At 43.3% G+C, this 2,653-nt stretch carries 2 protein-coding genes; both read left to right on the plus strand.

The window, feature by feature from the left end; genetic code table 11:
* The coding region (locus HW443_RS10490; protein WP_176238169.1) for a glycosyltransferase at positions 1 to 1,090 on the plus strand (1,090 nt) is incomplete at its 5' end.
* 72 nt (positions 1,091 to 1,162) lie between these two features.
* On the plus strand, positions 1,163 to 2,653 hold a 1,491-nt coding region (locus HW443_RS10495; RefSeq protein ID WP_176238170.1), incomplete at its 3' end, for a hypothetical protein.

A 2,653-nucleotide genomic window follows, 5' to 3' on the forward strand; every position in this document is an offset into this window, starting at 1 on the left:
AAATAGGGATAAGCTCTACGAGCTGGCCAGGCATGATGACGTCGAGGTATATCTTATAACTCCCAAAAAGTGGGACACAGGGATGCATCTTCTGGAATCAAAACAGTTTGAGGGAGAGAACATACGAGTCATACCTCTTAGGACAATGTTGGCAGGAAATGAGGCTTTTTACTTCTATCTTCCCAGTTATTTCTTTCAAATAAGGAAAATACGGCCGGACATTATTCACGTAGAGCAGGGTGCTGGTGCCTTTTCCTATTTCCAAACTCTGATAGCCAGAAAGGTATTTGCTCGTGAAGCAAAGTGCCTCTTTTTCACCTGGGTCAATTGTGAAGTGGGTAATCGCTTTCCGCTCTCCTTTTTCGAAAGATTTAACCTTAGTCATTCCGACTATGCCATCTGTGGGAATAGAGAGGCGGCTGATTTACTCCGGAGAAAAGGTTTTGAAAAACCAATTAAAGTTCTACCCCAACTGGGGGTCGACACTGAACTATTTCGCAAAAAGGGCGCCAATGATCTAAAAACTCGATTGGGATTTGAGCATTTTACTATCGGTTTTATTGGTAGGTTGGTTCGAGAAAAAGGTGTTCTAGATTTGGTTGAGGCAGTGAGCAGGTTGAAGGTTCCGTTTCACCTGCTTATGGTAGGTAGTGGGGATTTAAGAGACGTGATCTTGCGACGGGCAGCAGAGTCAGGCATTAGCGAAAAAGTTAAGATTGTTGATTCCGTGCCTCATGAACAAGTAGTCGATTATTTGAACTGTCTTGATGTCCTCGTCCTGCCCTCTCACACTACTAGAAATTGGAAAGAGCAGTTTGGTCACGTCCTGATTGAAGCTATGGCCTGCGAAGTTCCGGTGATCGGATCTTCCTCAGGTGAGATTCCCAATGTCATCGGCGACGCGGGATTAATTTTTGAGGAGGGGGATGTGGACGACCTCCGTAGAAAGCTGGAAGCTCTGATGAGAGACGGGGATCTAAGGTGTGATCTAGCTAGAAGAGGAAGGAAGAGGGTGCTTGAAAGATACACTCACCGAAGAATTGCTGAAGAGACTCTAAAGGTATATAGAAAACTAATGGGGTTGGAATAGAAGCCCCCCTACTCGAAAATTGTTCAGGCCTATTGGAGGATCCAGAGAAGTGGAACGTCCATGCAGAAATTGTTGATTGAGAAAATAAAAGCAGTACCAAAATACGTTTATCTCATATCCCTATCGTATGCCCTCTTCTACCCCACTCTATATTTGATCCTTTATCTGACCACACCTTCTGGCTATGGGTTTACCTGGGGATGGTTTGGCGACGATGGCATATTGCTTAGTTTAATGCGATCTGTGGAGAACAATTTGATATGCCTATGGGCAAGTCAGGATAAAGTGAGTGTGTTTGCCGTGCCGGGTCTCACGTCACCCTACATTTATGTGCCCTTGGGTTATATTTCATATTTTTTGAGAATACCCTACCAGGCTACCATGATTGTCTCTGGCCTGATAGCCAGATTTGTACTATTGATTGTCACTTTTTTCTTCCTCTCCGAATTTGTGTCCAGAGAAAGGGTAAAGATCTCCTATCTCGTCTATACCCTCACCTCTGGATTTGGTGGCCTCATATTTTTCCTCTCCACGGTTGTGTCGAACCCAGCATCATTGCTTGAGCCACGCCATCCATTTTACGGATTCATGGCCACAATTAATTATGAGCTTTTTGAGGGCGTCGGCCTTGTCCCCATTACCATGATGAATAGGCTCTACTATCTACTTCCCATGATTTTAGGTCTGGTTGGACTGATCTTCCTAAAAAAACATTTTGATAGCAGTAAAGTCCCTTTTTTACTGTTCAGCGGCCTTTTTTACGCCGTGACATTTCTCTTCTATCCAATCTACGGCATTTCTTTTTCGCTGATCTCTTTGATATACGGTCTTACCAGGCTGGTTTCAGGAGAAAAGCAGCATGTGATGGAATATCTCAAAAAGTATTCCATCCTGTTTCCGTTGGCTGTTGTCGGCCTCGTTCCCTGGATAATCGCCTTAATTTACAATAGGAGGATGTTTGGCCTATACAGTGCCATAGCTTCTGCAAGGGCCAGGATAACCCCCCTATTTTTAAGTCTATGCCTGCTTCTGATTTTTGTATTTTGTGATTTCCTTTGTCAGACTAAAAATAGGAAGATTTTAGCGGCGATATTAGTTTCAATTTTTTTCCTGATATTCTACGAACTATCAATGCTTCACTATCTAAACCGGGAGATGTGGGACTTTTGGCCAGGGTTTATGATCCAGATCTTTGCCTTTGTGAGGAGGTACTATAAGTATGGCTTTATAGTCTTGGCCCTGGTTGGTCTATACCTTCTCCCAAATTTCCTGAGAAACACCAGGTTAAAAGACCTGGAATACAGCTTCTTCTACATAGTCCTATCTGTTTTCTTCGTCCTCTCCATTCTTCCCAAGATGTTTCTTTACAATCTTAATATGGCACGTTTTATGCACTTCTTGTGGTTACCCCTGAGTATCCTGGCATCAAACGGGATTTTGAAAGTTTCTGGGAAAAACTGGATGAGGAATGCTGTCCTGGCTGCGGTCATTACCATTAGCTCTTTTTCATTTTTCTTCTACTCGGCCTTTTTTATAACTTTTCCACATCAAAGAGTTTCCCCC

The organism is Candidatus Hakubella thermalkaliphila (genome assembly GCF_013281975.1).
Taxonomy (GTDB): domain Bacteria; phylum Actinomycetota; class Humimicrobiia; order Hakubellales; family Hakubellaceae; genus Hakubella; species Hakubella thermalkaliphila.